This is a genomic window from Ruegeria sp. CG8, from assembly GCF_056537165.1.
Window position 1 is genome coordinate 598,993 of the sequence record NZ_JBQFRA010000002.1, and the last position, 24,055, is coordinate 623,047.

The window sequence follows — 24,055 nt, forward strand, 5'->3', positions numbered from 1 at the left end:
CGGGGTTCAGGAGAAGAAAAATGGCTGATTTTACACTGACCAAAGACGCCGACGGCGTTGGCATCATCACCTGGGACGTCCCCGGCAAGACCATGAACGTGATGTCGTTCGACGGCCTGTCCGAACTGAACGACTGCATCGATCAGGCCCTGGCCGATGACGAGATCAAGGGAATCGTGATCACCAGCGGCAAGGAAGGCTCGTTCGCTGGCGGCATGGACCTGAATCTGCTGGCGGTCATGAAGGAACAGGCGGGCGACGACCCGGCCAAGGGCCTGTTCGAAGGCACGATGAAAATGCACGCTCTGCTTCGCAAGATCGAGCTGGCCGGCATGGACCCCAAGACCAAGAAAGGTGGCAAACCGATCGCGGCCGCCCTGCCCGGCACCGCCGCCGGCATCGGCATGGAGCTGCCGCTGGCGACCCATCGCATTTTTGCCGCCGAGAACCCCAAGGCCAAATACGGCCTGCCGGAAATCATGGTCGGCATCTTCCCCGGCGCGGGCGGCACCACCCGGATGGTCCGCAAGGTGGGCGCCATCGCGGCGGCTCCGCTGCTGCTGGAAGGCAAGATGCTGGACGTGAAAAAGGCCAAGGGCGCAGGCTACATCGACGAGATCGCAGCCGATCCGCTGGCAGCGGCCAAGGAATGGGTGCTGAACGCCAAGGCTGCCGATCTGGTCAAGCCGTGGGACGCCAAGGGCTACAAGATGCCCGGCGGCGCGCCCTATCACCCGGCGGGCTTCATGAACTTCGTGGGTGCCTCGGCCATGGTGAACGGCAAGACCCAGGGCGCCTTCCCGGCGGCCAAGGCCCTTCTTAGCGCGGTCTATGAGGGCGCACTGGTCGATTTCGACACCGCGCTGAAGATCGAGGCGCGCTGGTTCACCTCGGTGCTGATGAACCCGTCCTCGGGCGCGATGATCCGTTCGCTGTTCCTGAACAAGGAAGCGCTGGAAAAAGGCGCCGTTCGTCCGCAAGGCATTCCGGATCAGTCGGTCAAGAAAATCGGCGTTCTGGGTGCGGGCATGATGGGCGCGGGCATCTCGTTGGTCTCGGCGCAGGCCGGGATGGAGGTCGTGCTGATCGACCGCGATCAGGCCGCCGCGGACAAGGGCAAGGCCTATACCGAAGCCTATCTGGACAAGGGCATGAAGCGTGGCAAGGTCACGGCCGAAAAGAAAGAGGCCATGCTGGCCCGCATCACTGCCACGCCGGACCTCGAAAAGCTGGCGGGCTGCGATCTGATCATCGAAGCCGTGTTCGAGGATCCCAAGGTCAAGGCCGAGATGACCCAGAAGGTCGAGGCGATCATCCCCGAGGACTGCATCTTTGCCTCGAACACCTCGACCCTGCCGATCACCGAACTGGCCAAGGCCAGCAAGCGGCCCGATCAGTTCATCGGCATCCACTTCTTCTCGCCGGTCGAGAAGATGTTCCTGGTCGAGATCATCAAGGGCAAGGAAACCGGTGACCGGGCCGTGGCCAAGGCGCTGGACTATGTCCGCCAGATCCGCAAGACGCCGATCGTGGTCAATGACGCGCGGTTCTTCTACTGCAACCGCTGCATCATCCCCTACATCAACGAAGGGGCGCGGATGATCACCGAAGGCGTCAGTCCGGTTCTGGTCGACAATGCCGCCCGTCAACTGGGCTTCCCGGTTGGTCCGGTTCAGCTGACCGACGAAACTTCGATCGACCTGGGCGCCAAGATTGCCCGGGCGACCAAGGCGGCAATGGGCGATGCCTACCCGGAAAGCCCGGCGGACGATCTGATCTTCTGGATGGAAGAACAGGGTCGCCTGGGCCGCAAGTCCAAGGCCGGGTTCTTCGATTATGACGAAAACGGCAAGCGCATCGGCTACTGGAAAGGTCTGCAGGACAAGTATCCGCTGGCCGAGCAGCAGCCCGACTTGATCGAGGTACAGGAACGCCTGATGTTCGCACAGGTTCTCGAAGCCGTGCGCGCGCTCGAAGAAGGTGTTCTGGAAGACATCCGCGAAGGCGATGTCGGCGCCATCCTGGCCTGGGGCTTTGCGCCGTGGTCAGGTGGTCCGTTCAGCTGGCTTGATATCATCGGTGCACCCTACGCGGCCGAGCGTTGTGACCAGCTGTCGGAGAAATACGGTGACCGCTTCGCCTGCCCGCCGCTGCTGCGCGAGATGGCCGAAAAAGGTCAGACCTTCTACGGCCGCTTCGCCCCCGAAGCCAAGGCTGCCTGAACAAGTGATGCTGGCGCATGATCCCATGCGCCAGCATCTTTCTTAGAGTGTTTGGTCAGGTCTGCCATTCAGGCCGCAGAAACAAGGCCGGCACGTTGGGCCGCCCCGGACGTCCCGGACGCCGCACACCCGATGGGGGACGTATCGGAAAGATCGGTTCCTGCGGGATGGGTGCAGGCAGTGCACCCAACGGGTTTGCAAGGGCCGACAGTTCGCCGGCCTCTGCGATAGATGTTACGAGGCTCCGCGCCTCGGATTCTTCCAGCACCGCGTAGGATCGTCGGGACGGGCCAGACAGCGAACGGATGCGGCACGAGGAACAGAAGGCTTGAAAGCCACCCTCGATGAAGACCACTTCGTCCTGGTCAAAAAACAGCGATGTGACCTGGAACTCCTCTGCCGGTGTCTGAGAGGAAAAGCTGAAGTGCCCGCTCAGCAGACGCGCCGGAATGATCGCCAGCCCCTCGTCTATGTTGAAATCAGAAGACAAGGCTACGGCCATTCCCTGCTCGGGCATCAGCCAGACCGCACGACCGTTATATGCCGCGCGGGACGGCACGCGCACGGGCAAAAAGTCAGGTCGAACCTCGCCAGCCGGTACGGCTATTCTGTCGTGGGACACGCGTTTCACTTCCTGAAACCCGTTGTCCATCGTTCTGACCAGATCGCCGGCAACCAATGCCTCGGCCAGTTTCCAGCCACTGGTGGTGGCAACCTTCGTCCCGTGCAGCAATCCGCCACGCCTGACCGAAACGGCGTCACCCGGTACGGTCTGGATATTATTTTCGGAAAACCCCGAAACACTCACTACTTCCAACACGTGCCTACCCCCTTTTGGCACTTTCAAACTATCCCATTGTGCTAGCACGAAGTTTTCGGGAGTGACTTAGTTTTGCCATATTTAGGGCCAATTTGGGCCTTTTTCGCCCCATTAGTCGCGTTTTTTTATAAACAAAAGCCTGTATTTGTCAGCGTTTCGCGCAATTCGGGAAATAATCGACCAGCCTTATTCGAACCGATATTCGAATCTCTCTATGTCTTCGCGACAGGCGTCAAACACAGCCTTTTTTGCCTGGACCGAGTAGTAGTTGGCGTATTCCGCCCCCCGGGCTGACCGGTTTTCATGCGGAAGGTCCAGACGAAACCCCAGATGATCGAACAGTGGGGCCGCATCCCGCTGAAAGCTTTCGATCCGAATGTATGCGCGACAAAGATCGGTTCCGGTGGCGTCTCTGACATAGGATGGGAACGGGTTTTCCCGAAAGGACTGCTGGATTTTAGGGTGCAGAACAAAGGCCTCAAAATCCAGCCGCCCGGCCAGATGGACTGCTGGGTGATCAAAGGACTGATCCCTCAGCCAGTAGTAATAGCTGACCATCCGGTCCCACGGGTTGCGGATCAGCGTGAACACGAACATCTCTTGCATCTGCTGGTCGGGCAAAAGCCCCCGCAAATCGGTCAGACGGGAGTGTTTCCACAGCCTTCCCGCCGTCTTCAGTGACCTGTTGCGTTTGTTTCTGCGCTGCGCCTTGGGGGTGTCGCCCACCAGGATATCGTCCTTCATGGCCCGCTGCTCGAGCGCCAGCGCCAGCGATGTTCCCCCGGTCTTGGGAATATGTATGAAGATGTAGGTCCGCCCTGTTGATAGAATCATTGCGCCGGTTCCCGTTGGGGAACCACGCTCGCCCGCCACGCCAGCACTGCGCCGGCCGCGGCGATCAGGGCGATGCCCGCAATCTGCAGCGGTCCGATCCCCTGCCCCATCACCACCCAGGCAAAAACCGGCCCGAAGATCATGACCGAATACTCGAACACCGCGACATATGACGGCTCGCCCAGTTGGTAGGCCTTGATCAGCATGAATACCGCAGCCGTGGACCCAACCGCCTGCAATGCGACCCACGGCAGAGCGGCCTCCATCGGCCAGACCCAGCCCCGGGTCACAAAACCGGCCGGGCCGTCAGACTCCACAACCGGCAAAACCGAAAACACGGCGAGGCCAAGGGCGCCGGCCAGCCCAAGCGTGACAATCATCGCGGCCAGCAAAGCGACGGTGCTTTCGTTTGCACAATGCGTTCGGGTCAGGATCGCACTGAGCGCATAGAAAAAGCCGCCTGCCACCGGCAATAGGCTGGTCGCATCAAAGGCATTGGGGTCAGGCTGCAAAACACAGAGGATTCCGACAAACCCCATAAGCACAGCCAAGACCCGCCAGGGGCCGATCTTCTGGTCCAGCAACAGCGCGGAAATCAACAGAACGAAGATCGGTGATGTGAACAGCCCCGCAAGGGCCTGAGCAATTGGCATCAAAGCCAGTGAGCTGAAATAGAACAACATCGCCAGGGTGATCAGAACACTGCGCAGCAGGACCGCCCCAAACCTCTGAGGTCGCAGCCCTCCAAACCCAAGAAACGACAGTCCAACGATAAGAGGCAGCATCATCACGGCCCGGCTAAGGTGGAATTGCCACAGACCGATCGTTTCGGCCAGCCGAATGACGAAATTGTCCACGACGCCGATGATTGCCATGGCCGAGACCATCAGAACCGATGCAAGAACCGGTGAAGAAGGATGTGCTGTCTGCATGTGGCCTTGGCCTCCGGGCCCTTTGGCCGAAACTGCGCGTCCCAGTTATCGAGCACATTTCCAAATCACCACGCAACAGGTTTGCGCGGATTAATCTCTCCGTGTTAGAAATCGACAAAAGAAAAAACGAGCAGACCTCATCGAAATGACGGCACTGAAACAATACCAGCGGATCGAGGCTACCGGTCTGTGGCGCCCGTCGCCCGACGAGCAGCGGCGCGAAGTGGTTGTTTCGATCGGCGAAGCGACGTTGACCATCACCGATTTCAACGATCGCGCGCTGACGCACTGGTCGCTTGCCGCACTTGAAAGGCAGAACCCGGGCAAGTTCCCCGCGATATTCAACCCCGACGGCGATCCGGACGAGACACTGGAGCTGGAGCAGTCCGAATCCACCATGATCGAGGCAATCGACCGCTTGCAACGCGCCATCGAACGGGCGCGCCCGCATCCCGGGCGGTTGCGGTGGGCCAGTGTCGGCGGCGTGGTTGCGGCTGTCGCGGCGATCTTGCTGTTCTGGCTGCCCGGCGCCCTGCAAAGCCATGTCGAAAAGGTCGTGCCCGAGATCAAACGGCAGGACATCGGGAACACGATTCTGCAACGGATTGAACGGGTCTCGGGCCGGGCCTGCGCCTCGGCGGACGCGCAGCCGGCGCTGCAGAAGCTGGCCCAGAGAACAGGTGTGCGACGGATCGTTGTGTTGCCGGCCGGGGTGCAGGAAAGCCTGTCACTTCCCGGAGGGATCGTGCTGCTGAACCGGGCGCTGGTTGAAGACAGTGAAGATCCCGCGGTTGCCGCCGGTTACGTGATAACTGAACGCACGCGGGCCCGGCAGCATGATCCGTTGGATGATCTCTTGGACAAAACTGGCCCCACTGCAGCGTTTCGCCTGCTGACGACGGGCGAACTGACACCCCAGATCGTGGACACCTATACCGAACAGGTTCTGGCCGAACCCCGCCCCGCAGTTCCGGAAGACGACTTGCTGGAGGCGTTTGCGTCCGCCAATTTGCCCTCAACCCCATATGCCTATGCGGTTGACATAACCGGCGAAACGGTTCTGGGTTTGATCGAGGCCGACCCGATGGCGGGTCAGCCTTTGGATCAGGTTATGCCCGACCGGGACTGGGTACGGCTGCAGAACATCTGCAGCGACTAGGCGCGCCTATTTGGTGCCGAACATCCGGTCTCCGGCATCGCCCAGACCGGGCATGATGTAGCCCTTGGAATTCAGCTCGCGGTCCAGTGCGGCAGTAACGATCTTGACGTCGGGATGCGCCTCTTTCATGCGCGCCACACCTTCGGGGGCGGCCAACAGGCACAGGAACCGGATGTCGGTGGCACCGGCCTGTTTCAGAAGGTCGATCGCAGCGGCCGAGCTGTTGCCGGTGGCCAGCATCGGGTCAACCGCAATCACCAGCCGATCTTTTAGGCCTTCGGGGGCCTTGAAGTAGTACTGCACCGGCTGTAGCGTTTCTTCATCGCGATACAGCCCCACAAATCCGACCCGGGCCGAGGGCACCAATTCCAGAACGCCATCCAGCATCCCGTTGCCCGCACGCAGGATCGACACCAGCGCCAGTTTCTTGCCCGCCAGGATCGGCGCGTCCATCTCCTCCATCGGGGTCTCGATGTGGCGCGTGGTCAGCGGCAGGTCGCGGGTCACCTCATAGGCCAGCAGCAGCGTGATCTCGCGCAGCAGTTGCCGGAACGAGGCGGTCGAGGTGCCCTTGTCCCGCATGAGCGTCAGTTTGTGCTGCACCAGCGGGTGGTCGACGACGGTCAGATGTTCGCTCATGTGTTCTCCAGTCTTTTCCTGACCCTTGCGCGGGTCTCTTCATCACAGAATGCGGCGTTCAGGGCGGTGTCGTTCAGCGCGGCGAAGTCCTCGGCGTCCCAGCCGAAGGCCTGGGCCAGCATCTCATATTCGCGGCGCATGGTGGTATGGAAAAACGGAGGGTCATCGGTGGAAACCGTGACCTTCACGCCCGCTTCGCGCAGCCGCGCGATCGGGTGGGCGGCGAAATCCGGGTACAGGCCCAGCACCACGTTCGAGCCCGGACAGACCTCGAGCGTGGTGCCCCGGTCGGCCAGCTCATGCACCAGATCGGGGTCTTCGATGGCCCGCACGCCGTGGCCCACCCGTTCGACTCCCAGCGCGCGCACCGCATCGCGCACGCTTTCGGGGCCGCCGAATTCGCCGGCATGGGTGGTCAGGCGCAATCCGGCCTCGCGCGCGCAGTCGAAGGCCCATTTGAAATCGGCCTGCTGGCCCATGGCCTCGTTCCCGCCCATACCGAACCCGGTGACCCAGTCACCCGCGGTTTCGGCGGCGCACAGCGCGCTGCGCTTGGCCTTGTCGGGCCCGAAATGGCGCACGCAGGTCACCACACCGCGCAGGGTGATGTCGAACTTGCGCTCGGCCTCGTCGGCAGCGTCCTGAATGGCGGCCAGATAGTCGCGCCAGGCATGCAGATCGCCCCCGCCGCAGAAATCGGGGCTGAGGAAGGTTTCGGAATAGACCACCCCGTTCGCCGCGCTTTCTTCCAGGATCGCCAGCGTCAGGCGGCGGAAATCCTCGGGGGTTTTCAACACCTCGCAGGCGGCCTCGTAGACGCTGAGGAAATGCGCGAAATCGCGGAAGTCATAGCTGCCGTCGGGCTTGAAGATGCCGCTCAGGTCAACCTTCTTTTCATGCGCCAGCTGGCGGATGAAGGCGGGCGGGGCCGCGCCTTCGTGATGCAGGTGCAGTTCGATCTTGGGCAGGTCTGCGACGGTCATAGAAAGGTCCTTCCCGGCCCTTGCGCCGGAATGTTCAGATGATGTGCGATGCTGGCGGCCACGTCGGCGAAATTGACCTGCCCGATCTGTCCGGCCCCCAGGCCGGCGATCAGCACCGGCACCTGTTCGCGGGTGTGGTCGGTGCCGACCCAGCTGGGGTCGTTGCCGTGATCGGCGGTCAGCAGAAACAGGTCGCCCGGGCGCAGCCGGGGCAGGATCCGGCCGATCTCGGCGTCGAACCACTCGAGCGCGCGGGCATAGCCCGAGATGTCGCGCCGGTGGCCGTACTGGCTGTCAAACTCGACGAAGTTGGCGAATGTCAGGCTGCCGTCCTCGGCGCTGTCGACAAGGCGCGAGAGGTGACCCATCAGATCGGCGTCCGAGCCCTTGTCCAGCGTGTCGATCCCCTGCATCGAGAAGATGTCGCCGATCTTGCCCACGCCATGCACGCGGCGCCCGGCATCCTGCGCCCAGTTGGTCAGCACCGGCGCGGGCGGCGTGATGGCGAAATCCTTGCGGTTGGTGGTGCGGACAAACCCCTGTTCGGGCGATCCCACGAAGGGGCGCGCGATCACCCGGCCCACCTTCATCTCGTGCAGCATGGGGGCCAGGGTCCGGCACATCTGGTACAGACGCTCCAGCCCGAACGTCTCCTCGTGCGCGGCAATCTGGAACACGCTGTCGGCCGAGGTATAGCAGATCGGCCAACCCGTGCGCATATGTTCAGCGCCCAGTTCGGCAATGATCGTGGTGCCCGAGGCATGGCAATTGCCCAAAATGCCCTCGGTACCTGCGGCCTGCGCGGCGGCGCGGGTCAAATCATCAGGGAACGCGGGGACCGTGTCGGGGAAATAGTGCCAGTCCCACGGCACCGGCAGCCCGGCCAGTTCCCAATGGCCCGAAGGTGTGTCCTTGCCCGGCGAATGCTCGCGCGCGCAACCCCACAGTCCGGCCGGGTCGGCCTCCAACCCCGGCACAACCGGGCCCGAAGCCAGTCGCACCGCCGCCCCCAGCCCCAGCGCATCGAGGTTGGGCAGGCGCAACGGCCCGGACCGGCCATCCTCGGCCCGCCCTTCGGCGCAGGCCTGCGCGATATGGGCCACCGTGTTCGCGCCCGTGTCCGGCACGTCGCCGTTGAAGAACCGGTTAGCATCCGGCGCACCGCCGATACCCACCGAATCCATCACCACAAGGAACGCGCGGCTCATGCGAGGATCCTTTCTTGTACCAGCTCCGGCACCGGAACGGGCGCCGGGCCGAGGGTCATTGCGGCACGCACGGCTTGCGCGGCCCGCTGCGCGGCGTCCTCGCGCGCGGCATGGACCACGGCCAGCGGCGTCCCGGCCGAGACCTTGTCGCCCAGCCGCACCAGCCCCGACAGGCCCACCGCCGGGTCGATCGCGTCGCTTTCCACCTGCCGGCCACCGCCCAGCGCCACGACAGCAAGGCCCAGAGCCTCGCCGTCCATCGCGGTGACATAGCCTTCGTCTTGGGCCGTGACCTCAAGAATCACGCTGGCCTCGGGCAGATAGCGCGCCCAGTCATCAACCAGCCCCAGCGGCCCGCCTACCGCGGCCATCATCCGTCCGAACCGTTCGGCCGCACGGCCATCGCGGATCACCTCGGCGATCATGTCCCGCCCGGCCCGCGCGTCGCCGACCATACCTGCGTCAGACAGCAGAACACCGCCCAGTTCGGCCGAAATCTCGGCCAGGGGCGAGGGTTGCCCATCGGTCAGAACCTTCATCACTTCAGCGATTTCCAGGGCGTTGCCCAAGGCGGGCGCCAGCGGTTGATTCATGTCGGTGATCAGGGCCGAGGTCCGGCACCCGGCCGTATTGGCCGTTTCGGTCAGGGCCTGCGCCAGCTTGCGCGCCTCGTCCAGCGTTTTCATGAAGGCCCCACTGCCCACCTTGACGTCCAGCACCAGCGCATCCGGGCTGGCCGCCAGTTTCTTGGACAGGATCGAGGCCGTGATCAGGTCGAGGCTTTCGACCGTGGCGGTCACGTCGCGGATGGCATAGAGCCGTTTGTCCGCCGGAGCGATCTGTGCCGTCGCGCCAACGATAGCGGCGCCGGTCTCGGCCAGGATCTGGGCCAGCCGGTCCTGGCTGATCTGGGTCGACACGCCCGGGATCGCCTCGAGCTTGTCGAGCGTCCCGCCGGTATGGCCCAGGCCGCGCCCCGAGATCATCGGCACATAGGCCCCGCATTCCGCCAGCGCCGGGGCCAGCACAAGGCTGACGCAATCCCCCACCCCGCCGGTCGAATGCTTGTCGATCACCGGGCCGTCCAGATCCCAGGTCAGAACCTCACCGCTGTCGCGCATGGCCAGCGTCAGCGCCGCGCGGCCCTCGGGACCAAGCCCGCCCATGCAGACGGCCATGGCAAAGGCTCCGGCCTGGGCGTCGCTGACGCTTCCATCGGCCAGGCCCTGGGCGAACCATGCCAGCTCGCCGGCATCCGGCACCTCGCGGCGGCGCAGTTTCGCGATGATCGAACGGGCGTCCATGGGCGCGGCCCTTACATGAACGAGGCGTCGAAGGCGCCGGGCAGCAGCTCGCCGATGGTCGTGCGGGTCTCAATCCCGTCCACCGTCGCCATGGTGACCACCACGTCCTTGTCCCCGAACTCGGCCAGTTTCTGCCGGCACCCGCCGCAGGGCGGCACCGGTTGCGGGCTGGAGGCCACCACATAGACCTCGGCCAGCTTGTTTTCTCCGGCGGCGACCATCGCGGCGATCGCCCCGGCCTCGGCGCATGTGCCTTCGGGATAGGCCACGTTTTCCACGTTGCAGCCCGCGAACACTTCGCCCGACGGGGTGCGGACCGCGGCGCCCACCTTGAAATTCGAATAGGGCGCATAGGCGTTTTCACGCACCTTGAGGGCTGCTTCTTTCAACGACATGGCGATTCCCCGATTTTTGATCATCTGGTCAGAATGCCATACCCTACTGGAAATCCGCGGGGGAATTGAAGCCCCCTCGGTACGGGAATCGCAGCGCGCCCGCGCGTCAGCCCAGATCGGTCTTGAAATACCCCGGCAGCGTGACCTCGAGCAGTTCGACATCGTCGCTGGGGTCGGCCAGCCGCGTGCGCATTCCGGGCGGGATGACAAAGGCATCACCCTGCTCCAGACGAAACGGATCACGTCCTTCACCTTCCAGGGTGACGGCCCCGTTCATCACGAAGGTAAAGTGGATATCGGCATCATGGCTGGCCCAGACCGGGTCGCCCTGCCCCCGGCGCACCACCTGAACGCCCGCCACGCCCTTGGTGTTTTCAGCAATCGTCGTGTCGCGGCATTGATAGCCCGGCAGGCGGAACGGCTGCCACGCTGCCCCTTCGGCCCGGTTGTAGACGAACCGCTGGCCCTGCCATTCCCGCTCGGGGCGGAAATGCGGCGTGGGCAGCTGCATTTCGTGGTCGATCTCGGTGACATGCTCGGCCGGAACGCCGATTTCGATCACCTGAACGTTGTCCGACGCTTCGAGCACGCGGTGCCGGATCTCGGGTGGCTGGATGAAACAGTCGCCAGCGGTCAGGCGCATCTTGTCGCCCTGATCCTCATAGACCACATCCACCCAGCCGTGGATGCAGAAGATCAGCTGGAACCCGACCTTGTGAAAATGCACCATGTCCGGGACCGGACCGCCGTCGGGAATGCGGATATGGCTGGCGATGATCGACCCGCCCAGTCGGTCCGGCACCAGGTCACGATAGTGCATGCCCGCGCGCCCGATGATCCAGGGCGCCTGATCCTTGAGCCTGCGGACGACGAAGGAATGAACCGTCTCGGGCATCACCAGGGGCGGGTTGCGCTCTTCGATCTCGATGCGGGTGCCGTTGGGGGCGACCAGGCTGCGCTGACCGCCGGCAAACCCGTCCGGATCATCGGTGAGGATACGCAAGGTGCCCGGCGCCTCGGGCGCGTCCTTTTCCACACGCAGTCGCAGGCCATGCCCCGAAAACACCGCAACCCGTGGGTCATCCGCCGGATAGATCATGTCCATCCGCATGCCCAGAACCTTGGTGTAGAACGGAATGTCGTTTCGCAGTTCTTGGGTCGGAATGCGGAATTCGGCTATGGTATCGGTCATGCTGGTCTCCTCTGCGCGGGACTGTGAGGGGCCGTTGGGGGATTTGCAAGTCGGGGTCGGATCCGCCGTCATGCGATTTCGAGGTTTCCCCTGCGTAAGAAATAGTTTAGCACTAAACTAAATTCCAAACGGGAAGTTTTGACATGTCCGACACACCCAGCCTGCGTCAGGCCGCACTTGATTACCACGCGCATCCGAAGCCTGGGAAACTGGAGATCAAGGCGACCAAACCCATGGCCAACGGGCGCGACCTTGCCCGCGCCTATTCGCCCGGCGTGGCCGAGGCCAGCCTTGAGATCAAGGCCGACCCGGCGACCGCCGAGATGTATACCGCGCGCGGCAATCTGGTGGCCGTGGTTTCGAATGGCACCGCGGTGCTGGGGCTGGGCAATATCGGCGCGCTGGCCTCTAAGCCGGTGATGGAGGGCAAGGCCGTCCTGTTCAAGAAATTCGCCGGCATCGACTGTTTCGACATCGAGTTGAACGAACCCGACCCCGAGAAGCTGGCCGATATCGTTTGCGCGCTGGAGCCGACCTTCGGCGCGATCAACCTCGAGGACATCAAGGCGCCCGACTGCTTTGTCGTCGAGAAACTGTGCCGCGAGCGGATGAACATTCCGGTCTTCCACGATGACCAACACGGCACCGCCATCGTGGTGGGGGCCGCGGCGCGCAACGCGCTGCACGTGGCCGGCAAGCGGTTCGAGGACATCAAGGTCGTGTCCACCGGCGGCGGTGCGGCTGGGATCGCCTGCCTGAACATGCTGGTCAAGCTGGGCGTCAAGCGCGAGAACATCTGGCTTTGCGACATTCACGGGCTGGTCTATGAGGGTCGCGTCGAAGACATGAACCCGCACAAGGACCAATTCGCCCAGAAAACCGACCTGCGCACGCTGGATCAGGTGATCGACGGGGCCGACCTGTTTCTGGGCCTCAGCGGGCCGAACGTGCTCAAGCCCGAGATGGTCGCGCGCATGGCCAAACAGCCGATCATCTTTGCGCTTGCGAACCCGACCCCGGAGATCCTGCCCGACGCCGCGCGTGAAGTGGCCCCCGACGCCATCATCGCCACCGGGCGCAGCGACTTTCCCAACCAGGTGAACAACGTCCTGTGTTTCCCGTTCATCTTCCGCGGTGCGCTGGACGTGGGTGCGACCGAGATCAACGATGCCATGCAGATCGCCTGCGTTGAAGGCATCGCCGAAATGGCCCGCGCCACCACCAGCGCCGAGGCCGCAGCCGCCTACAAGGGCGAGCAGCTGACCTTCGGCCCCGACTACCTGATCCCCAAGCCGTTCGATCCGCGACTGGTGGGTGTGGTATCCTCGGCCGTGGCCCGGGCCGCGATGGAAAGCGGCGTGGCCAGACGCCCGATCGAGGACATTGAAGCCTACAAGGAAAAGCTGAACCAGACGGTCTTCAAGTCCGCCCTACTGATGCGCCCTGTCTTCGAGGCCGCCGCCGCTGCCTCGCGCCGCATCGTCTTTGCCGAAGGCGAAGACGAACGCGTGCTGCGCGCCGCTCAGGCGATTCTTGAGGAAACCACCGAAACCCCGATCCTGATCGGCCGTCCCGAGGTGATCGAGGCACGCTGTGAACGACTGGGCCTGTCGGTCCGCCCCGGGCAGGACTTCCAGATCGTAAACCCGGAAAACGACCCGCGCTATTATGACTATTGGAACTCGTACCACCAAATCATGCAGCGCCGGGGGGTGACGCCTGATCTGGCCAAGGCGATCATGCGGACCAATTCCACCGCGATCGGCGCAATCATGGTGCACAGGGGCGAAGCCGACAGCATGATCTGTGGCACCTTCGGCGAGTATCGGTGGCACCTGAACTATGTTGAGCAGGTGCTGAATGACGGCGACCTTCGCCCGCATGGCGCATTGTCCCTCATGATCCTTGAAGACGGCCCGCTGTTCATCGCCGACACTCATGTCCGGCAATTGCCCAGCCCGGAAGAACTGGCTGAGATCACCGTGGGCGCCGCGCGGCATGTGCGGCGGTTCGGGATCGAACCCAAGATCGCGTTCTGCTCGCAATCGCAGTTCGGCAATCAGGCCGAGGGGTCCGGCAAACGCCTGCGCGAAGCCATCGCGATATTGGACAGCAAGCCCCGCGACTTCATCTATGAAGGCGAAATGAACCTGGACGTGGCCCTGGACCCCGAACTGCGCGAGCGGATTTTCCCCAATTCGCGGCTGGAGGGGGCCGCCAACGTTCTGATCTTTGCCCATGCGGATGCGGCCAGCGGCGTGCGCAACATTCTGAAGATGAAGGCCGACGGCATCGAGGTCGGCCCCATCCTGATGGGCATGGGCAACAAGGCGCATATCGTGACACCCTCGATTACGGCGCGCGGGCTGCTGAACATGGCGGCAATTGCCGGAACGCCCGTCGCGCATTACGGTTGACCACGGCGGCCCGAACCGTCTGGCCGCCCTGCCTAGGGAGGTCATCATGAAAGGTCACTGCCACTGCGGCGCCGTGCGATGGGCCAGCGATGCCGAGATCGCCTGGAGCTGTTACTGCCACTGCGCGGATTGCAGGCGCAACTGCGCCGCCCCGGTCACCGCGTTCATCGGGCTGCCCCACGGTTCGGTGACGTGGTCGGGGGATGCGCCGGGCGTGTACAACTCGTCTGAGAATGTCGAACGCCTGTTCTGCGGGACCTGCGGCACGCCGATGGCATACCGCAATGCCCGCGACCGGGTGAACATTCATCTCTACACCGCCACTTTGGACAACCCCGAGGATGCCGCGCCTCGGTTTCACGTTTTTCACGCCGAGCATCTGCATTGGCTGAACATCCAAGACAGTCTGCCCCGATATGCCGGAACGGCGACCTGATCCGAATCTGGCAAAGCCACTTTTGCACCAGACGCTTCGCAAATTTGCAAGTTCTGAGAAAATTTCCCGCTCAAGCGCGAAAACAAGGATCATTTGCAAAACTTTGCAAGGCAAATGGGGCAGTTCTGCAAATATTTCGCGATAAACTGACGCGCCGTCACGCGCGCCGCTTGCTCGGTCAGCCGTCCGCGCCTAACACAATGCGAGCAATTTTTGGGAGGAGGACCCATGGCATACCAGGACGTTTACGAGAGCTGGCAAAAAGACCCAGAGGCTTTCTGGATGGACGCGGCCAAGGGGATCGACTGGTTCCAACCGCCAAGCAAGGCCCTGTTTGACGACATCGCCCCTCTCTATGAATGGTTCTGTGATGCCAAGGTGAACACCTGCTGGAATGCCGTGGACCGCCACGTTGAAAACGGCCGGGGCGAGCAAACCGCCATCATCTATGACAGCCCGATCACCCACACCAAGCGCGAAATCTCCTACATGGAGCTGCGCAATCGCGTGGCGACTCTGGCCGGCGCGCTGCGCGCCAAGGGGATCGAAAAGGGCGACCGCGTCATCATCTACATGCCGATGATCCCCGAGGCGCTCGAGGCTATGCTGGCCTGCGCGCGGCTGGGTGCGGTGCATTCGGTGGTCTTTGGCGGGTTTGCCAGCAACGAACTGGCGGTGCGGATCGACGACGCCAAACCCAAAGCGATCATCGCGGCGTCCTGCGGGTTGGAGCCCGGTCGCGTGGTGCATTACAAGCCGCTGCTGGACGGCGCCATCGACATGGCCGAACACAAGCCCGATTTCTGCGTGATCTTCCAGCGCGAACAGGAAGTGGCCAAGCTGGTCGAGGGGCGCGACTACAACTGGCACGGCTTCCAGTACGGCGTTGAGCCGGCCGAATGTGTCCCGGTCGAAGGCAACGATCCGGCCTATATCCTCTACACCTCGGGCACCACGGGCGCGCCCAAGGGCGTCGTACGGCCCACGGCGGGGCACCTTGTGGCTCTGAACTGGACGATGAAGAACATCTACAACGTCGATCCCGGCGACGTGTTCTGGGCGGCCTCGGACGTGGGCTGGGTCGTGGGGCATTCCTACATCTGCTATGGCCCGCTGATCCACGGCAACACCACCATCGTGTTCGAGGGCAAACCCGTCGGCACACCCGATGCTGGCACCTTCTGGCGGGTGATTTCCGAACACAAGGTCAAAAGCTTTTTCACCGCCCCAACGGCGATCCGCGCGGTCAAGCGCGAGGACCCCAAGGGCGAGATGCTGGCGAAATACGATCTGTCCTGCCTCAAGGCCCTGTTCCTGGCCGGCGAACGCGCCGACCCGGACACGATCACCTGGGCGCAGGACGCGCTGAAGGTTCCGGTCGTCGACCACTGGTGGCAGACCGAAACCGGCTGGACCATCGCCGGCAACCCGCTGGGGATCGAGGAACTGCCGATCAAGCTGGGCTCGCCCGCCAAGCCGATGCCCGGCTATGACGTGCAGATCCTAGACGAAGGCGGCCACCCGATGAAACCGGGCGAGCTGGGCGCGATCGCGGTCAAGCTGCCACTGCCTCCGGGCACGCTGCCGACCCTGTGGAATGCCGAGGAGCGGTTCAAGAAATCCTATCTCGAGCATTTCCCGGGCTATTATGAAACCGGCGATGCAGGCATGATCGACGAGGACGGGTATCTGTATATCATGGCCCGCACCGATGACGTGATTAACGTGGCCGGCCACCGCCTGTCCACCGGCGCGATGGAGGAGGTTCTGGCAGCCCATCCCGATGTGGCCGAATGCGCAGTCATCGGTGTATCGGACCAGTTGAAGGGTCAGGCCCCGGTTGGCTTCCTGTGCCTGAACGCGGGTTGCAATCGTGACCATGCCGAGATCGCGAAGGAGGTCGTGCAGATGGTGCGCGACAAAATCGGGCCCGTTGCGGCATTCAAACTTGCTGTCGTAGTAGATCGTCTGCCAAAGACACGGTCTGGCAAGATCCTGCGTGGAACGATGGTGTCGATCGCCGATGGCAAAGACTACAAAATGCCTGCCACGATCGACGACCCGGCCATTCTGGACGAAATCACCGAAGCCCTGAAATCAATCGGTTACGCCCAGTAACCGGGCACCGGGCGGCCCTGGGCCGCCCGCCTTGCCCTGCGGGGTTGCAACCATTGGCAGACCGCCTACTGTGCCCTTGACGGAGGGCACATGGCAAATGACGACATCTGGCGCCTGAGCGCCGCAGAACTCGCAAAACTGACCCGTTCCGGGGACCTGAGCGTGACCGAAGCCATCCAAAGCGCAATCGACCGGATGCACGCGCTGAACCCGGCGCTGAATGCCGTCGTCGAAGACCTCAGCACCGAGGCGCAGGAGCGCGCCCGGACGCTGGACGCCGCGCGGGCGCGCGGCGAACCGACCGGCCCGCTGCACGGCGTTCCCGTCACGATCAAAGTCAATGTCGACCAGAAGGGCCATGCCACGACCAACGGTGTGACCGCTCTGAAAGACGTAATTGCCCCCGACGATGCGCCCGTCGTGTCGAACCTGCTGAAGGCTGGGGCGGTGGTGATTGGCCGGACCAACACGCCCGAGTTCTCATTCCGTGCCGACACCGACAACCCGCTTTATGGACGCACCCACAACCCTTGGGGCCGACATATTTCTCCCGGGGGCTCCTCGGGCGGGGCCGGTGTGGCGGTGATGACGGGCATGGGGGCGCTGGCGCATGGCAACGACATCGGCGGCAGCCTGCGGTTTCCGGCCGCGGCCCTTGGCGCGGTGACCGTGAAGCCGGGCTTGGGGCGCGTTCCCGCATGGAACCCCAGCCAAACCGCCGAACGTGGACTGCTTGCGCAATCCATGTCGGTGCAAGGCCTGATCACCCGCAGCGCGGCTGACCTGCACCTGGCCATGCCCAGCCTGATCGCGCCGGATCCGCGCGATCCGTTTCATGTCCCGCTGCCATGGCGCACGGCCGAATCTGACCAGCAGCCGCGGGTGGCTTTCACCAAGAACACTTTCGGCTACGATCTCCACCCCGAGGTCGACAAGGCGCTGGACACGGCCCGTGATGCACTGGTTGATGCCGGGTACACCGTTGACGAGATCGATCCTCCGAACGTTTTTGAATGTGGACGGCTGGGTTATCGCGCCTTGATGGGCGAAGTGCTGACCCTGATGAAGGCCGATGTCGAGGCGGCCGGGTCCGAGACCATCCAGCGCATCTTTGCCACCTACTTCAAGGAATTCCCACCGATCACAGGCCCGGACCTGATCCGAGCACTGGCCCAGCGCAGCCACTATGCGCGGGAATGGTCCCTGTTCTTGGAGGACTACCCGCTGGTGCTGTCGCCTTTCCTGCCGCAGCCCTTTTTCAGACCCGACCGTGATACGGAAGGCTCGGAAGGCGTGCACGAAGTGCTGGGCTGTGCAGTCTATTCCTATGCCATGAACTTTCTGGGCCTGCCCGCCGCCTGCGTTCCGGCGCGTTTGGCCGAATTACCGAGCGGGCGCCAGCCAATCAACGTTCAGGTCGCGGCGCAGCGCTGGCGCGAGGACTTGGCGGTGGACGCCGCCATCGCGATTGAAGCCCGGGTTGATCGTATGGCTGATCACCTGTGGGCCGATCTGGCAAGCACGGGCTGAAACACCAACCGCTTTCAACTGCCCAAAATAATTGACCCCGGGACTGAGAGCCCGGGGTCCACGTGCTAAAATATGCCCGGATTGTGATGACGAGCGTAGCACCACCCACCCTCGCCAGCGCGAAAACTGCGCAATCATCCGAAAACACCATTTGGTGGCCACTCACTCCCACCGCGGCGTGTTCTCCGGGCAGGATCAGCTTAGCTGAGAGGTGGTCAGCTTCCTGTGAACTGCTTCACATAAGTCCGAGAATCTCGGGAATTTATGTAAATTGTTCAATCGTTAGACGCTCTTCCAGGCCATGACCGGGATCAAACAGGATCCTGTGACGGATCTTGGGTTCCGACCGAATCTCGACCCAATCGATATCCGGAAAGGATATGGAATCAGCGTCTGCCATCACCGGGCGCTTGTCGGCCTCAAGCACGTCAAAGCGCACATGCGCCGTGCTGGGCAGCAAAGCACCGCGCCACCGCCGAGGACGAAAGGCCGCAATGGCCGTCAGTGCCAGAACATCCGACCCAATGGGCAGAATCGGACCATGTGCCGAATAGTTGTAGGCGGTCGACCCGGCGGGCGTGGACAACAGCGCCCCGTCACAGACCAGTTCGGCCAACCGCACCCGGCCATTCACGCTGATCTTCAGGCGCGCGGCTTGCGGACCGGCGCGCAGCAACGAAACCTCGTTAATCGCAAGGGCTTCGTGCACCTGTCCCGATTGGTCCATGGCCTTCATCGTCAAGGGGTTGATGACCTCTTCCTCGGCGGCTCTCAGACGCTCCATCAGATCGGCTTCGTGGAACTCGTTCATCAGAAACCCGATGGTCCCGCGGTTCATACCATAGACCGGCACATCCAGATGCTGCGTGTTGTGCAGCGTCCGCAACATGAACCCGTCGCCGCCCAGCGCCACGATGACATCCGCATCTCGGGGGGCCGCATTGCCATAGCGTGCAACCAGTTTGTTGCGGGCCGACTGCGCGACATCCACGTCGCTGGCGAGAAAAGCGATTCTCTTTGTCATGTTTTCCGGTTTCCGGTGCTGCGCATTTGGTTCCGAAACAAACATACCTTTCCCCATTAGGCCAGACGTGACGCCGCAGCTGGCCATTTCGTCGCTTTAAAGTCTTTTTCATCCGTACAGTTTCCTATAGGAAATCCGCCAAACCAACCTCAGCCATGCGGAGCGCCCATGAACGCCAATCTTCGTGATACCGGTTTCTTCACCCAGTCCCTCGCGGATCGCGACCCTGAACTTTTTGGGGCAATCACGTCCGAACTGGGACGTCAGCGCGACGAGATCGAGCTGATCGCTTCGGAAAACATCGTCAGCGCAGCCGTCATGGAGGCGCAGGGCTCGGTCATGACCAACAAGTACGCCGAAGGTTATCCCGGGCGGCGTTACTATGGCGGCTGCCAGTTCGTCGACATCGCCGAGAACTTGGCCATCGACCGCGCCAAGCAACTTTTCGGTTGCGAATTCGCCAACGTGCAGCCGAATTCGGGATCACAAGCCAACCAGGGCGTGTTCCAGGCGCTGATCCAGCCGGGCGACACCATTCTGGGCATGAGCCTGGATGCCGGCGGTCACCTGACCCATGGCGCCAAGCCCAACCAGTCGGGCAAGTGGTTCAATGCGGTTCAGTACGGCGTGCGCAAGCAGGACAACATGCTGGACTACGATCAGGTCGAGGCGCTGGCCAAAGAACACCAGCCCAAGCTGATCATCGCCGGCGGCTCTGCCATTCCGCGCCAGATCGACTTTGCCCGTATGCGCGAGATCGCCGACATGGTAGGCGCCTATCTGCACGTGGACATGGCGCATTTTGCCGGTCTGGTCGCCGCGGGCGAACATCCCAGCCCCTTCCCGCACGCGCATGTGGCCACGACCACCACGCATAAAACCTTGCGCGGCCCGCGTGGCGGCATGATCCTGACCAATGACGAGACGATCGCCAAAAAAGTGAATTCGGCCATCTTCCCGGGCATCCAGGGCGGCCCACTGATGCATGTGATCGCGGCAAAGGCCGTGGCATTTGGCGAGGCGCTGCAGCCTTCGTTCAAAGATTACATCAAACAGGTCGTCGTCAACGCTCAGGCGTTGTCGGATCAGCTGATCAAGGGCGGCCTGGACACGGTGACCCACGGCACCGACACCCATGTTGTTCTGGTCGACCTGCGCCCCAAGGGCGTCAAGGGCAACGCGACCGAAAAGGCGCTGGGCCGTGCACACATCACCTGCAACAAGAACGGCGTGCCGTTCGATCCAGAAAAGCCGACCGTGACCAGCGGCATCCGTCTGGGTTCGCCCGCCGGCACGACCCGAGGCTTTGGAGAGCCCGAGTTCCGCCAGATTGCGGATTGGATCATCGAGGTGGTCGATGGACTGGCCGCCAATGGTGAAGACAACAACGGTGAGGTCGAGGCGCGGGTCAAAGCGCAGGTCGCGGATCTGTGCGCCAAGTTCCCGATCTACCCGAACCTCTGACGCCACAAAGTCAGAAACAACAAAATGGCGCCTTTAGCGGGCGCCATTTTTCTTTAATGTCAGATGCCCTGATCAGATCAGATCGCGCCACCAAAGCACGACCAGAAACAGCGCGGCCAAGGCCAGAATGTTGAAGGCCAGCCCCCCGAGCATGCCCAGGAACCAACCCCAGCGGCGATCCGCCAAATTAATGGCGCGCAGATGCGACTGAACATCCTTCGCCGCCTTTTCCAAGGTCGGCGAATCCAGGGTCAGCCGGAGCTTGGGATGCTCGACCAACGGCTCGGCACGGGCCAGTTCCATTGCCTGTTTGTAGACCTTGCGCGGCAAGCGGCGCTTGGCACGGCGCACCGACTCGGCCAGGGTCTTGCCCTTTGCGCCCAGTTTTTTGCGCAACAGAAATATCGTCTGCGCGATCTGGGTCTGAATTTCTGTTTCCTGAGCCATGCGCCCCTCCTGACGGGGCAATCTAACGGTCTACGCAGGCGGTCACAATGGGGCTGGTTGTCCGGGGCGCCGGAGGCTATCAGAAAGACATGCTGAACACGATCACACATGGCGAACCGACGTCCCGCACACCGCTGTTGATTGCCCATGGGCTATACGGATCGGCCCGAAACTGGGGGGTGATCGCGCGTCGGCTATCAGATGAACGTCAGGTGGTGGCGGTCGACATGCGCAACCACGCCCACAGCTTCTGGGACGACCGGCACGATTATCCAGCATTGGCGGATGACTTGGCTGCGGTCATCGAAAGCATGGGCGGCGTGGCAGACGTGATCGGGCATTCGATGGGCGGCAAGTCGGCAATGACATTGGCGCTCGAGCATGGCGAAATGGTCCACAGGCTGGTCGTGGCGGACATTGCTCCGGTTCGGTACAGCCATACGCAAATGCCATATATCGATGCCATGCGCGCCGTGGACATGACACAGGTCGCGCGCCGCTCGGACGTGGAACAGCAACTGGCCGATCTTGGAGTCGAGAAGGCGTTGCAGAGCTTCTTCACTCAGTCGCTGGACGTTCCCGGCAAACGTTGGCGGCTGAATCTGGACGTATTAGCCAAAGAGATGCCGAATATTATGGGTTTTCCGGACTTTACCTCACACTGGGACGATCCGGCGCTGTTTCTCGCCGGTGCGGAGTCGGACTATGTTCAGGCAAGTCACCGCGAAATCATCAAATCCTTGTTCCCGAACGCCCGTTTCGCCAAGATTCCGGGCGCAGGCCATTGGCTGCACGCCGAAAAACCGCGTGAGTTCGAAGCTGCCGTCCGGACATTTCTGAACGCCGCCTAAGCTCTCTATTGGTACAGGCGCTTGGCAACCAGCCAGGATGCGGGCAAAGCCGCGACCGCTCCGGCGGCTGCGGCACCCACGATGGCCAGGGTCGAAACCATCCCGGCGGTCAGCACGGCGATAACGGCCGACCCCGCGAGGGCGGTCGCGATCAGGGAATACAGTAGCGCTGCAAGTCTCATCATTGCCAGTCGTCCTTGTTGATGGCGTCTGACGCGCAGATTGCCGAAGCGGAATACAATCGGCTTTGATGCAGATCAGGCTGGGTCCCTACATCCCGGAATCAACCGGGCCGACATAGTCGCCCCCGCCGTTTACCCAGTCCGAGAACCCACCCAGGTTGTAGACATGCTGATACCCCATGTCCTTGAGCAACTTGCCCGCAAGAGCCGCCCGTCCGCCCGAAGCGCAATGCAGAATGATCGGGCGATCCTTCCGCAGCTCGGGGTCATGCGATTGCAGCGCAGGATCGGCACGAAACTCGAGCATACCGCGTGAGATATGGTGAGATCCGACGGCGCGACCGGTCTTTTCCAGTTCAGGCGCATCGCGAATGTCCAGCAGCAGCGCACCCTGCTGCAATAGCTCCCTGGCTTGCGCGGCGCTGATACGTTGAACAACGGAATTCGCGGTCTCAAGCATCTCTTTAACGGTCAATGGCATTCGTGCGGTCCCTCCCGGATTTTCACGAATGCTAGCACGGGGCCCTTTGAATTTGTAAGCGCTATGGTGGGCGACTATTGCTCGCGAAAGGCCCGAGACATGCTGTCGACGATCGGCTTGGCGATATAGGCGGCAAAGGTGCGTTCCTCGGTCTGGATCATGATCTCGGCCGGCATGCCGGGGGTCGGAATGAACCCCCGTACCCGGTCCATCTCGTCAGGCTCCAACGACACCCTGGCCAGATAGACCTCTTGAGGTATTCCGCTGGCTTCTTCCAGGACCGCGTCCGCCGAGACGTAAAAGACTTCGCCCGTCAGAACCGGGGTCGTGCGCTGATTCAAAGCCACCAACCGCACAGTCGCGGTCTGGCCGGTCACAACGCTGTCGATATCGGTGCGCGGGATCTGGGCCTCGATGATCAGCGGGGCATCAGCTGGCAGGATTTCGGCAATCGGCTTGCCGGTCTCGATGACGCCGCCCGGCGTGTAATAGTGCAGTCGCACAACCGTGCCATCGACCGGGGCGCGAACCACCGCGCGGGCAAGAACACTGCTGGCCTGGCGCGATTTTTCCCGCACGCTTTCCAGATCCGCCTCGATTACACCCAGTTCGTCCAGCGCTGCTTCGCGATAGGCAGACCGGGTCCGGGTGATCTGCTCTTCGTATTTCAGCAGCATCTGGCTGGTTTCCGAAGCCTCGGCCGCCAGTCGGGCCAACTGCCCGTCCGCTTCGGCCTGGACCCGCCGGATGGTGTTCAACTCACCCTTTCGGACAAGCCCTTTTTCGAACAACGCGTTTTTGGTTTCGTACTCTTCCTGAAGGATCGCCTTGCGGCGCTCCATGCTTTCCAATTGCGCTTCGAAGCCGCTGGCCCTGATCTTCAGCGCCTCGATATTGCGTTCGAGAAGGGCAATGTCATTCAGTAACGTCTTGCGCGAGACTTCGAAACTGAGCCGCTGGTTGTCGAGAATGGTCATAACCTCGACGTCGTCGGACGCCTCGATCAGGGCGGGTGAAAACTCCAAAGTGTCCTTTTCGGCGTATTCGGCCAGCAAGCGCTCGACCATCGCCTGAAGGCGGATCTTGCGGATGAACAATTCACGCTCATTTGCCTCGGCCGAGGTCTGGTCGAGTGTCATCAAGACCTGCCCCTCCTGCACGGTCTGGCCTTCGGTGACCAGGATCTGTTCGATGATCCCTCCTTCAAGATGCTGAACGATCTTGTTGCGCCCGGTAGCCACAAAGCTGCCCTGCGCAATCACTGCGGCCGCCAGCGGCGCCTGAAACGACCACAGGCCGAACCCGCCGAAACAGGCGACCAGCAGTACGGTGCCCACGACTATGAACTTGGTTATCGATCTCGGAACCTCGGCGTACCAAAGGGCGGGATCGTCTACTTGTACCAACTCGTTCATCT

Annotated in this window: 22 protein-coding genes; 8 read left to right on the forward strand and 14 right to left on the reverse strand. The window is 62.4% G+C overall.

Going from position 1 to position 24,055, the window contains the following annotated elements; translation table 11 throughout:
* Positions 1-20: 20 nt before the first annotated feature.
* Positions 21-2,222, forward strand: a complete 2,202-nt coding sequence (locus tag ACR0EF_RS08995) for a 3-hydroxyacyl-CoA dehydrogenase NAD-binding domain-containing protein (protein WP_170372129.1) — start codon at positions 21-23, stop codon at positions 2,220-2,222.
* A gap of 55 nt (positions 2,223-2,277) precedes the next feature.
* Here the strand turns inward: ACR0EF_RS08995 and ACR0EF_RS09000 are convergent, their stop codons facing one another.
* The 3 genes from ACR0EF_RS09000 to ACR0EF_RS09010 all read right to left on the reverse strand — a co-directional run bounded on the left by ACR0EF_RS09000 (position 2,278) and on the right by ACR0EF_RS09010 (position 4,808).
* Complete coding sequence (locus ACR0EF_RS09000; protein ID WP_367646407.1) at positions 2,278-3,042, reverse strand: Hint domain-containing protein; 765 nt, start codon at positions 3,040-3,042, stop codon at positions 2,278-2,280.
* Between the two features lie 186 nt (positions 3,043-3,228).
* Positions 3,229-3,876 carry a sulfotransferase family 2 domain-containing protein gene (locus ACR0EF_RS09005; protein WP_170358384.1) on the reverse strand — a complete coding sequence of 216 codons (648 nt, stop codon included), beginning with the start codon at positions 3,874-3,876 and terminating at the stop codon, positions 3,229-3,231.
* Positions 3,873-4,808, reverse strand: coding sequence for a DMT family transporter (locus ACR0EF_RS09010; protein ID WP_170370809.1), 936 nt, complete (start codon positions 4,806-4,808; stop codon positions 3,873-3,875). Before ACR0EF_RS09010 ends, ACR0EF_RS09005 begins: the two co-directional genes overlap by 4 nt.
* A gap of 145 nt (positions 4,809-4,953) precedes the next feature.
* On the opposite strand from ACR0EF_RS09010, the gene ACR0EF_RS09015 reads away from it, so the two are divergent.
* Positions 4,954-5,967 (forward strand): hypothetical protein, encoded by a 1,014-nt coding sequence (locus tag ACR0EF_RS09015; protein ID WP_170370810.1) that lies wholly within the window; start codon positions 4,954-4,956, stop codon positions 5,965-5,967.
* 6 nt (positions 5,968-5,973) lie between these two features.
* On the opposite strand, the gene upp is transcribed toward ACR0EF_RS09015, so the two are convergent.
* The 6 genes from upp to ACR0EF_RS09045 all read right to left on the reverse strand — a co-directional run bounded on the left by upp (position 5,974) and on the right by ACR0EF_RS09045 (position 11,688).
* Positions 5,974-6,606: a uracil phosphoribosyltransferase gene (upp, locus tag ACR0EF_RS09020; RefSeq protein ID WP_170370811.1), complete on the reverse strand. Its 633-nt coding sequence runs from the start codon at positions 6,604-6,606 to the stop codon at positions 5,974-5,976.
* Positions 6,603-7,589 carry an adenosine deaminase gene (locus ACR0EF_RS09025; RefSeq protein WP_170370812.1) on the reverse strand — a complete coding sequence of 329 codons (987 nt, stop codon included), beginning with the start codon at positions 7,587-7,589 and terminating at the stop codon, positions 6,603-6,605. Before ACR0EF_RS09025 ends, upp begins: the two co-directional genes overlap by 4 nt.
* A complete protein-coding gene (locus tag ACR0EF_RS09030; protein WP_170372127.1) occupies positions 7,586-8,797 on the reverse strand; it encodes a phosphopentomutase in 1,212 nt (403 codons plus the stop codon). Before ACR0EF_RS09030 ends, ACR0EF_RS09025 begins: the two co-directional genes overlap by 4 nt.
* Complete coding sequence (locus ACR0EF_RS09035) at positions 8,794-10,101, reverse strand: thymidine phosphorylase (protein ID WP_170370814.1); 1,308 nt, start codon at positions 10,099-10,101, stop codon at positions 8,794-8,796. The genes ACR0EF_RS09030 and ACR0EF_RS09035 overlap by 4 nt, the downstream gene beginning before the upstream one ends.
* Positions 10,102-10,112: 11 nt before the next feature.
* Entirely contained in the window at positions 10,113-10,496 is a 384-nt protein-coding gene (locus ACR0EF_RS09040; RefSeq protein ID WP_170338105.1) for a cytidine deaminase, read from the reverse strand.
* A gap of 106 nt (positions 10,497-10,602) precedes the next feature.
* Positions 10,603-11,688 carry a cupin domain-containing protein gene (locus ACR0EF_RS09045; protein WP_170372124.1) on the reverse strand — a complete coding sequence of 362 codons (1,086 nt, stop codon included), beginning with the start codon at positions 11,686-11,688 and terminating at the stop codon, positions 10,603-10,605.
* Positions 11,689-11,831: 143 nt separating this feature from the next.
* On the opposite strand from ACR0EF_RS09045, the gene ACR0EF_RS09050 reads away from it, so the two are divergent.
* From ACR0EF_RS09050 to ACR0EF_RS09065, 4 genes are all read left to right on the forward strand, one after another.
* On the forward strand, positions 11,832-14,105 hold the full coding sequence (locus ACR0EF_RS09050) for an NADP-dependent malic enzyme (protein WP_170372122.1): 2,274 nt from the start codon (positions 11,832-11,834) through the stop codon (positions 14,103-14,105).
* 46 nt (positions 14,106-14,151) lie between these two features.
* Entirely contained in the window at positions 14,152-14,541 is a 390-nt protein-coding gene (locus ACR0EF_RS09055; protein ID WP_170370817.1) for a GFA family protein, read from the forward strand.
* Between the two features lie 228 nt (positions 14,542-14,769).
* Positions 14,770-16,659, forward strand: coding sequence for a propionate-CoA ligase PrpE (gene prpE, locus ACR0EF_RS09060; protein WP_170370818.1), 1,890 nt, complete (start codon positions 14,770-14,772; stop codon positions 16,657-16,659).
* A 90-nt stretch (positions 16,660-16,749) separates the two neighbouring features.
* Positions 16,750-18,189 (forward strand): amidase family protein, encoded by a 1,440-nt coding sequence (locus ACR0EF_RS09065; protein WP_170372120.1) that lies wholly within the window; start codon positions 16,750-16,752, stop codon positions 18,187-18,189.
* A gap of 262 nt (positions 18,190-18,451) precedes the next feature.
* Here ACR0EF_RS09065 and ACR0EF_RS09070 read toward each other — a convergent pair whose 3' ends face one another.
* On the reverse strand, positions 18,452-19,213 hold the full coding sequence (locus tag ACR0EF_RS09070) for an NAD kinase (protein ID WP_170337641.1): 762 nt from the start codon (positions 19,211-19,213) through the stop codon (positions 18,452-18,454).
* Between the two features lie 168 nt (positions 19,214-19,381).
* On the opposite strand from ACR0EF_RS09070, the gene glyA reads away from it, so the two are divergent.
* Positions 19,382-20,677, forward strand: coding sequence for a serine hydroxymethyltransferase (glyA, locus tag ACR0EF_RS09075; protein WP_170337640.1), 1,296 nt, complete (start codon positions 19,382-19,384; stop codon positions 20,675-20,677).
* A gap of 72 nt (positions 20,678-20,749) precedes the next feature.
* On the opposite strand, the gene ACR0EF_RS09080 is transcribed toward glyA, so the two are convergent.
* Positions 20,750-21,124: a hypothetical protein gene (locus ACR0EF_RS09080; protein WP_170372118.1), complete on the reverse strand. Its 375-nt coding sequence runs from the start codon at positions 21,122-21,124 to the stop codon at positions 20,750-20,752.
* A gap of 47 nt (positions 21,125-21,171) precedes the next feature.
* Here ACR0EF_RS09080 and ACR0EF_RS09085 point away from each other — a divergent pair, with 47 nt between their 5' ends.
* A complete protein-coding gene (locus tag ACR0EF_RS09085) occupies positions 21,172-21,975 on the forward strand; it encodes an alpha/beta fold hydrolase (protein ID WP_254438856.1) in 804 nt (267 codons plus the stop codon).
* 5 nt (positions 21,976-21,980) lie between these two features.
* Here ACR0EF_RS09085 and ACR0EF_RS09090 read toward each other — a convergent pair whose 3' ends face one another.
* The 3 genes from ACR0EF_RS09090 to ACR0EF_RS09100 form a co-directional block, all read right to left on the reverse strand.
* Positions 21,981-22,160: a hypothetical protein gene (locus ACR0EF_RS09090; RefSeq protein WP_170358358.1), complete on the reverse strand. Its 180-nt coding sequence runs from the start codon at positions 22,158-22,160 to the stop codon at positions 21,981-21,983.
* A gap of 85 nt (positions 22,161-22,245) precedes the next feature.
* The gene (locus tag ACR0EF_RS09095) at positions 22,246-22,638 is read right to left on the reverse strand and encodes a rhodanese-like domain-containing protein (protein WP_170372116.1); all 393 of its coding nucleotides are present in this window, start codon (positions 22,636-22,638) and stop codon (positions 22,246-22,248) included.
* Between the two features lie 74 nt (positions 22,639-22,712).
* Positions 22,713-24,053: an HlyD family type I secretion periplasmic adaptor subunit gene (locus ACR0EF_RS09100; protein ID WP_170358354.1), complete on the reverse strand. Its 1,341-nt coding sequence runs from the start codon at positions 24,051-24,053 to the stop codon at positions 22,713-22,715.
* Positions 24,054-24,055 lie beyond the last annotated feature (2 nt).